6 protein-coding genes are annotated in these 7,145 nt (G+C 70.5%); 4 read left to right on the top strand and 2 right to left on the bottom strand.

All coding sequences use genetic code 11. The annotated features are described in order from the left end of the window. The 3 genes from A4X17_RS03375 to A4X17_RS03365 all read left to right on the top strand — a co-directional run. On the top strand, window positions 1–1,760 hold a 1,760-nt coding region (locus A4X17_RS03375), incomplete at its 5' end, for a right-handed parallel beta-helix repeat-containing protein (RefSeq protein ID WP_197479008.1). A 259-nt stretch (window positions 1,761–2,019) separates the two neighbouring features. Continuing rightward, entirely contained in the window at window positions 2,020–3,354 is a 1,335-nt protein-coding gene (locus A4X17_RS03370) for a hypothetical protein (protein ID WP_064294261.1), read from the top strand. Then, complete coding sequence (locus A4X17_RS03365) at window positions 3,351–4,406, top strand: acyltransferase family protein (RefSeq protein WP_064294260.1); 1,056 nt, start codon at window positions 3,351–3,353, stop codon at window positions 4,404–4,406. Before A4X17_RS03370 ends, A4X17_RS03365 begins: the two co-directional genes overlap by 4 nt. Window positions 4,407–4,416: 10 nt before the next feature. On the opposite strand, the gene A4X17_RS03360 is transcribed toward A4X17_RS03365, so the two are convergent. Continuing rightward, window positions 4,417–4,953, bottom strand: coding sequence for a DapH/DapD/GlmU-related protein (locus A4X17_RS03360; protein ID WP_064294259.1), 537 nt, complete (start codon window positions 4,951–4,953; stop codon window positions 4,417–4,419). A gap of 86 nt (window positions 4,954–5,039) precedes the next feature. Between A4X17_RS03360 and A4X17_RS03355 the strand changes: the two genes are divergently transcribed. After that, on the top strand, window positions 5,040–6,104 hold the full coding sequence (locus A4X17_RS03355; protein ID WP_231884281.1) for a glycosyl transferase: 1,065 nt from the start codon (window positions 5,040–5,042) through the stop codon (window positions 6,102–6,104). A gap of 33 nt (window positions 6,105–6,137) precedes the next feature. Here the strand turns inward: A4X17_RS03355 and A4X17_RS03350 are convergent, their stop codons facing one another. Then, window positions 6,138–7,121, bottom strand: coding sequence for a glycosyltransferase family 2 protein (locus A4X17_RS03350; protein WP_064294257.1), 984 nt, complete (start codon window positions 7,119–7,121; stop codon window positions 6,138–6,140). Window positions 7,122–7,145: the final 24 nt, after the last annotated feature.

Raw genomic sequence — 7,145 nt, 5'->3', positions numbered from 1 at the left:
CCGAGCCGACGACGCCCACCACCCCCACCACGCCGACCACGCCGACGACGCCGACGGGCCCTGACGCACAGGTCCCCTCCGCCGGTCGCGGCTCCGCGGCGGTCGGTTCGACGTCCTACGCGATCCCGACGAAGGCGTTGTACGTGTCCGCCGGCACGAGCAACGGCGGCTCCGGGACGCTCGCCTCGCCGTACACCTCGCTGGCCCACGCCATCGACAAGGCTCCGAGCGGCTCCACCCTCGTGCTCCGGGCCGGCACCTACCGGGAGAGCGTCGTCGTCGCGAGCTCGAAGAAGCTCACGATCCAGTCGTACCCGAAGGAGGCGGTGTGGCTCGACGGCAGCTCCACCGTGACCGGTTGGAAGAAGGGCTCGGTCGGCTGGGCCGTCTCCGGGTGGAACACCGGTTTCGACACCAGCCCGACCTTCACCAAGGGCGCGTCGGACGGCAGCGCCGAGGCCATCAAGTTCATCAACCCCGACTACCCGCTCGCCGCGTACCCCGACCAGGTCTGGATCGACGGCGTCGCCCAGCGACAGGTCGCGAGTGAGCGCGCCGTCACCGCCGGCTCGTTCTTCGTCGACCGCAGCGGGAAGCGGCTCGTCCTCGGCACCGACCCGTCCGGCCGGACCGTCACCGCGAGCACACTCCAGACCGCGCTCGCCGTGAAGAGCGTCGGCAGCGTGGTGCGCGGCATCGGCGTCCGCAACTACGGCAACTCGGTCTACCAGATGGGCGCGATCACCGCCCAGAACGACGCCATCACCTTCGAGAACCTCGTCGTGCAGGACAACGCCACCATCGGGCTCTACGCCTGGGGCACCGGGGTGACCTTCGCGAACATCACGGCGACCGGCAACGGCATGATGGGCGGCGGAGCGAACGCGGCCGACAAGTTCACGCTGAAGAACTCGGTCGTCTCGGGTAACAACGTGCAGAACTTCAACCGCATGCCGGTGTCCGGCGGGTTCAAGATCACCAGGTCCCGGACGGTCGCTTTCACGAACAACGACTTCCAGCGGAACACGACGGTCGGCCTCTGGCTCGACGAGTCGGTGTACAACGGGACGGTCACCGGGAACCGCTCGATCGCCAACGGCGCGTCCGGGATCATCCTCGAGATCTCCGACACGTTCACGGTGACGAACAACGTCATCGCCTCGAACGGCCGGTACGGCCTCTGGATCGGCAACACCGGCAACGTGCAGGTCTGGAACAACACCATCACCGGCAACAGCATGGCCGCCCTGCAGCTGACCCAGGACAAGCGGCGGCAGACGAACGTGAACTCCGCCGGCCACGACCGGCGACAGTCGCTGCCGGACCTCACGGTCCCGTGGATCATCAAGAACGTCACGGTCTCGAACAACGTCATCTCCGGTGCGGGCGGCGGCTGTCTCGTCTGCGTCGAGGACCAGTCGAAGGAGTTCACGGCCGAGCAGATGAAGCTCACGCTGAACGGCAACGTGTACCAGCGTGCCTCGACGAACTCCCCCTCGCTCGCCGTCCGGTGGGGCCAGGGCGCGGGCACGGCCAAGAGCTTCGCGACGGTCGCCGCGTTCACGAAGGCGACCGGGCAGGAACGACGTTCGGTCCTCGTCGACGGGACCGCCGTGACGACGACGGGCTATCAGCTGACGCCCGCGGCACTCGCGCAGTCGGCACTCGTCGTGGTGGCCCTCCCGACCTCGATCGCAGGTCTGCTGGGACAATCGGCCGGCGTCGCACCAGCGCGGGCGGGGAGCCTCCTCTCCCCCTGATCGGCCATCACCGGCTGTGGAACGGCGCGTGCCTCGGCACGCGCCGTTCGGTCGTCACCCCTCGGTTTGGGGGCAACATCCCCGCGAACGGGGGAAGGTCTTCCGGCAGGCCCTTCGGTAGAATCGGGTGATCGGTGGACGGACGCTACCCGGCGCGTCCTCCACCTCAGGCCCTCCCGAATCGACCGTCGCTCGCGCGCGTTCGAACCCCGTGGCCCTGGCGAACCGACGAGCTGGCCGGAGCCATGAGGGGGCGATCGTGACGGCACGACCGAGCATCCGCGCCGTCGCGGCGCGCGCCGACGTCTCCACCGCCGCCGAGGTGCCTTCGCCGACCCTGCGCCCGCACACGTGGATGGACCGTGCGGCGGCCGCGACCGCACCGGTCCTCCTCGCGATGTCGCTGGACCTGCCCCAGGGGCTCAAGGTCGGGTACGTCTTCGCGCTGCTCCTCGTGCCGGTGTGGCTGCCGGTGCTCGCCCGGTTCCGCGAGGCCAGACTGTTCGCCGTCCTCGGTCTCGCGGCGATCGCGATGGGCGCCGTCCTCACGGCGTTCAGCAGCGCGGGCCAGTCGACCAGCCAGACGCTCCTCGCCGGCAACTCGTTCATGGTGCTCGGGCTCGTCGCCGGCACCGGCGCACTCCTCTGGGCGCGCACGGTCATCGGCGCACCGATGGTGGCAGTCTGGTTCGGGCTCGGCATGGTGGCGGCGATCCCGCTCGGCAGCGGACTCTCGAGCGTCAACGTCTGGCGCTTCGGTCTCTCGCTCCCGCTGACCGTCTTGCTCCTCGCCCTCGCCTGGCGGTGGAGCTCACGCGTGATGGAGTTCGCGGTCATCGGCGCCATCGGCGTGATCGGCGCCCTGAACGACGCCCGCTCCGGCAGTGCGATGCTCGTGATGACGGCGGCCCTGGTCCTCTGGCAGCTGCGCCCCACGACGCCGGGTCGACGCGGCTCGACGGTGCGGACGCTCCTCGGGCTCGCCGTCCTCGGCGCGGCCGTCTACACGGTCGCCCAGGCGGTGATCCTCGGCGGGCTCCTGGGCGAACGCACCCAGGAGCGGACCCAGGCGCAGATCGACACCTCCGGCAACCTCATCGTGGGCGGGCGGCCGGAGGCGGCCGCGACGGTGGAGCTCGTCGCGAACCGTCCTCTCGGTTACGGCTCGGGTGCGATCCCGACCCTCTCCGACATCCTGTCAGCGAAGACGGGCATGTCCTTCATCGGGTACCAGCCGAACAACGGCTACGTCGAGCGCTACATGTTCGGCAACGGTTACGAAGTGCACTCCATGATCGGCGACCTCTGGGTCCGGTTCGGGCTGTTCGGCGCCGCGCTCGTCGTGCTGCTCTTCGTCCTGACCTTCCGAGCGCTCGGTGACGGTCTCGCCCGACGTGCCGCGAGCGCCCTGGTGATCTGGCTCGCCATCCGCATGCTGTGGAACCTCTGCTTCAGCCCCGTCGACTCCTCGATGCTCCTCACGATGTTGTTCCTCGGCGTCGCCTTCGTCCCGGTCACGATGCGGTCGCGGCCCGAGGCGCCCACCGCCGGGGGACGCATCCCGCCGACCCGTCCGACGGCGGTGCACCGATGAGCGCCACCGCACCGGCGAAACCGCGGCTCGACTGGGTCGACGCCGGCAAGGGGCTCGCGATCACCCTCGTCGCGATGTACCACTCCGCGAGCTGGCTCCTCGGAGCCGGATTCGAGATCGACGGGTGGCGCCAGGTCAACGAGGCCCTCTCGTCGCTCCGCATGCCGCTGTTCTTCATGCTCGCCGGACTCTTCGCCGCGAAATGGCTGACCGCCTGCTGGCGGTCGCTGTGGCGCTCGAAGCTCTCGCTCTTCGTCTGGGTGTTCCTCGTCTGGGAGGTCATCGGCTCAGCGGTGTTCCTGCTGGGGCTGACGATGAAAGGACAACCGATCAACCTCGTCGGCACGGTCCGCGACCTCCTCGTCTCGCCGATCGCGCCACGGTTCGAGCTGTGGTTCATCTGGGCGCTCGCGATCTTCTTCGTGGTCGCGAAGCTCATCCGCCGGATCGACTGGCGTGTCCAGCTCGCCGTCGCCGGGGTGTGCTCGGCCGCCGCCCTCAGCGGGTGGGAGACCGCCAACATCGGGTGGAGCGGCTCGATCAAGTACTTCTTCTTCTTCCTCGCCGGGCTCTACCTGAAGGACGCCGTCTTCCGGCTGAGCCGCGCGCGCATCGGCGGGCTCCTCGTGGCGCTCATGGTCGCCTGGGTCGCCGTCTCCGCGGTCGTGGCCGTGTTCGGGCTGCGCTGGGTGCCCGGGCTGTACTTCGTGAACTGCGTGCTCGGCGTCGTGACCGGCGTGACCGTCAGCCGGTGGTTGGCCCGCATCCCCAGGCTCGTGGCGATCGGCTCGAACACCCTGCCGGTCTACCTGACACACACCCCGCTCATCATCGTGATGGCCTACCTGCTCGCACTCCTCACGAGGGTGACCCCGGTCGCCGTCGTCGCTCCGGGCTTGCCACCGGTGCTCGCCGGTCTCGCGATCGCCGGTTCGCTCCTGATCAGCGGCGCCGCCATGCGTGGGCCGGCACGCGTGCTCTACGAGGCGCCACGGCTCATCCGCGGACCTGCTCCGGTTCCGCCGCGCGGACGGCACGCCCATGTCGCCTGAGCGTTCGGGGTCAGCCGACGGCGCTCCCCCAGTCGGAGACCTCGCCGACCGCCGCGGCCGGGTTCCCGGCGACGACCGTGCGCGCGGGGACATCGCGTCGGACCACCGAACCGGCACCGACCACGGATCCCTCGCCGAGCGTGACGCCCTTCAAGACGAGCGCGCGCGTCCCGATGAGGACCTTGCGTTCGATGACGATGGGCGCGGTGTGCGCTCGGCGACGACCGCTGGGCGACGTCGTCCAGTGGAAGTCGGTGTCGAGGATCTGCACCTCCCAGGAGATGCGGACGTCCGGTCCGATCTCGAGCCCGGACTCGACGTTCACGATGGTGCGCATCCCGATCTTGGAGCCCTTCGACAGGTGCAGCGTCGCCCCCTCGCCAACCCACATCTGCGCCCCCTTGGACACCGTGCAGCCGCGGTCGAGTCGGTAGGTCCCCGGGCCACCGAGCTTCACCCCGGCCTCGATCCTCGCGCCGGGGTGGCCACGCAGCACGCCGCGCGCATAGCTCCAGAAGTGCTTGCGCACCGCACGCAGTCGTCCCATCGATCCGTCCGATCCTCGATTTCCCCGATTGCGAGCCTAGCGGCGACCGTCGGCCCGCCAGTACCCCGCCTCCGGAGGCCATTCCCGTGACTCAGCACCCGAGCACCGTCACCGTCCAGCAGTCGTTCCCGGACCCCCGTCCGACCACGAACCCGTACATCGTGATGCTGCGCGACCACCTCGCCACGACGCCGGGCGTCGCGGTCCGCACGTTCTCGTGGCGCCGGGCCATCCTCGGCCACTACGACGTCTTCCACGCGCACTGGCCGGAGATCCTCGTGTCGGGTGCGTCGAAGCCGAAGCGCGCCGTCCGGCAGCTGCTCACCCTGGTGCTGCTCGCGAAGCTCGCCGTCACGAGGACGCCGATCGTCCGCACCCTCCACAACCTCCACCGTCCCTCGGGCATCTCACGGATCGAGCATGCGCTCCTGGGCCTCTTCGAGCGCCGCACGGCCTTCGTGATCGTGCTCAACGAGCAGACGGTTCCGCCGGAGGGCGTCGGGAGCGCCGTGATCCCGCACGGTCACTACCGCGATTGGTACGCCCGCCACCCCCAGCGTGAAGCGGTCGAGGGGAGACTGAGCTACTTCGGCCTCATCCGCCGATACAAGGGCGTCGACGGCCTCCTGCGCGCCTTCTCGGCTCTCCCGGGAGGCGACCGCAGCCTCCGTGTCGCCGGGCGACCCTCGAGCGAGGCCCTCGCCGCGGACCTCCGGAGCCTGGCGGCCGACGACGACCGCATCGACCTGAGTCTCGAGTTCCTGAGCGACGCCGAGCTCGTGGACGTGGCCCGGCAGGGCGAACTGGTCGTCCTGCCCTACCGCGAGATGCACAACTCGGGTGGAGCGCTCGCCGCGCTGTCCGTCGACCGACCCGTCCTCGTCCCGGCGAACGCGGTCAACGAGCGGCTCGCCGCCGAGGTTGGCCAGGGTTGGGTCGTGCAGTACGACGGCGACCTCGACGCGTCCGACCTCGAGCGGGCGCTCGACGCGGTCCGGGATCCGTCCCGCGGGCCGAGCCCGGACCTGTCGGCGCGCGACTGGGACCTCGCCGGCCAGCTGCACCTCGCTGCCTACCGTGCCGCGCTGGGACACGGCCGCCCCGAAGCGCCCGGTGCCCCCGTCCGGAGGGTCGGCGACCGTGCGATCTGAGCCCCGCCGTCCCGCCGAGGGCACCGCCGTCGCTCAGGCGTCGGAACGCCGGTACTCCTCGTACGAGTACCCGACCGCACCGGTGATCATGCCGGTGCCACGCGCGAGCGTCCTGACCCCCTTGGCCCGGTGGCGGAGCGAGCGGGTGACGACGCCGAGCAGCGCCCGAACCGCCCCGCCGGCCGCCCGGATCGCGCCGCGGCCGATGCAACGCGCTCTGGCGACGAGCCGACCACGCGTCGAGGACTCGAGTGCGATGGATGTCTGGCTCCAGCTGTTGCCGCTGCTGAACGCGCGGCGCACGACCCAGTCCCGCGTGCTGCGGGCCGCCGGGACGATGTCCCACACCACCGCCTCGTCGCACCAGACGAGGCGTCCGCCCGTCGCGTGCAGGGTCCGGGTGAACATGGTGTCCTCGCCGCCCGCATGCCCGAAGGCGGTGTCGAACTCCAGCCCGATCGCCCGGACGACCCGCAGGTCGATCAGCAGGTTGTTCGTCGCGGCGACCGACACCGCGGTGCCCGTCGGGAGCCGACGGCGCGTGAAGAACTCGCCGGCTTCGATCCACGCCGACGGTTCCACCTCGAACCGCGACACGACCGGGCCGACAACCGCCACCGCCCCGCCGCGGTCGAACGTCGCGACGAGCTCGACGAGCCAGTGCTCCGTCGGCCGCTCGTCGTCGTCGATGAACACCAGCAGGTCGCTCTCGCCCGCCTCGGCGAGCGCCCGGTTGCGGGCCGCCGTGATGCCGCTCTCCGGTTCGCAACGGTACGTGAGCGTCACCGCGTCCGGCGACGGTGTCGACAGCACGGACCCCCTGGCGCTCTCAGCCGGGTCGTTGTCGACGACGAGCACCTCGACCCGCTCGAAGCGGTCGGTCACGCTCGCGGCCTGCTCCAGTAGTGCCGGGAGTGCGACGCGGAGGTCGTCCGGTCGGCGGAAGGTGAGCATGGCGACGACCAACGAGGTCGCGGGTCCGCCTCCGGTGGATCCGACCGGGGTGTCCGAGTGCATGTACTCCCTCTCCGCGGCTGAGCC

It is taken from the genome of Plantibacter sp. H53 (assembly GCF_001650455.1).
In the GTDB taxonomy this organism is placed as follows: Bacteria; Actinomycetota; Actinomycetes; order Actinomycetales; family Microbacteriaceae; genus Plantibacter; species Plantibacter flavus_A.
Note: the sequence above shows the minus strand (reverse complement) of the source record. Positions and strands in the feature narration are given on the sequence as shown.